Source organism: Streptomyces fuscichromogenes (assembly GCF_014645815.1).
In the GTDB taxonomy this organism is placed as follows: Bacteria; Actinomycetota; Actinomycetes; order Streptomycetales; family Streptomycetaceae; genus Streptomyces; species Streptomyces fuscichromogenes.
Genome location: NZ_BMML01000103.1, coordinates 1 through 1,477 on the forward strand (window position 1 = coordinate 1; position 1,477 = coordinate 1,477).

Annotated in this window: 1 pseudogene; it reads right to left on the minus strand. The window is 66.4% G+C overall.

Annotation, left to right across the window (positions count from 1 at the left end):
• Positions 1 to 28: 28 nt before the first annotated feature.
• Positions 29 to 292: pseudogene (locus tag IEZ11_RS52340) on the minus strand (hypothetical protein); the annotation flags it as partial.
• Positions 293 to 1,477: the final 1,185 nt, after the last annotated feature.

The window sequence follows — 1,477 nt, forward strand, 5'->3', positions numbered from 1 at the left end:
ACAACTCCGTTGACCTGCACGGTCTGTGTCAGCTCGGGATAACTCGAAGCGCGGAATAGTACGAGTTACCCCGAGCTCGGGGTAACTCGTAGTCGCGGGCCAGGCGGCGGTGGAGCATCAGCCAGCCGTAGGTCCGTTCCACGGCCCAGCGTTTGGGTATCGGGGTGAATCCCCTGGTCCCGGGGGTGCGGGCGCTGATTTCCATGTCGATGCCGAGGGTGGCGGCGTACTCGACGAGGTGCTTGCGGTAGCCGCCGTCCACCCAGGTCTTGCGGATCGTGGGGTGGTCGGCGGGCGCTGGCGCAGACCCGCGGATGTCCCAGCAGACCGGGCACAGCGCGCCGTGCGACTCCGTCCCGATGGGGGCGCGGTCGGGTCGGGCACCGCAGTCCGCGCACACCCGGGAGCGCACGGAGTTCTCCGACCGGGCGCGGGCGGCGGCCAGTTGGGCGGCTGTGGACGCGGTCGGTACGGACTGGTCGATGCGGACTGGTCGATGCGGTAGAGGGTGATCGTGGTGCTGCGGCCGATGCCGTCCCGGCCGCCGACGGTGGCCGCGGCCTGGGCCCGGCTGACGCGGGAGATCCATGGTCCTGAGCTGGGCGGCGGTCGCGTACCCGGCGGGGACGTCCCGCCAGGCGGTGAAGTGCGGGCGGCGTCCCTTCGGGTCGGCGGGCGCGGTCACTTCGAGGCTCCCGTGCTGTGCGAGGCGCCGGCGGGGGCGTACGGGGCGGGGAGCCGGGTGGCCTGCACCCGCCCCACGTTCTTACCGGAACCCCCTGTAGGCCAACGTGAGGAAGGTGCGTCCTCGGACGCACCTTCCTCACGCTCGATCGTCTACCTTGCTGCCCCTACGTCACTCCAGGCTCGCGCGGTGAAGTAGAACTCCGCTGCGGCCTCGGCTGACCTAGTGATCTTGTTTCTGTTCATGGGGGAACCCTCTCGCTTGTTGTTGAGCTGACCTTTCTGTGTCTCGGGGGCCGTGCTTGGGGCCTCGGTCTCGGTCGGAATGCTGGTGGAGTCCAGATCCGCGTTCTTCGGCCTGAACGCTTCGTACGCTTCAACTACTGCGCAATACAGGAGCCAACTGGCAAGGAGCGCCAGGACGATCAAGCCGAAGGGGAAGTACACGTGCAGGAGAGGGGCAGCTAGCCCGTGCTTCGCAAAGGCAGCAAGGTAGACGAGCAAGCCGTTCCAACAAGCCTATTGTAACAGTTTCTTGACTGTTCTTGAAGTCTAGGCTAGAGGAGTCCCTGGCGACTCATGCCTCACTAGAGAAACACGCTGCATCCCTTGGGTATTCCCGGCCGAGGCAGGGTCGCTTGGAACGGCCGGGGTTTCCCTCACCTCAACTAGGGGTGCCGGTAACGGATCTGGCAGGGGCCTCAATCGCGGTTGATCTTGATTCGTGGGCGGCGGAAATGCCGCGCCGATCTGCGCATCTCACGAACCATCGCTACCCGACCCCTCTGCCCTC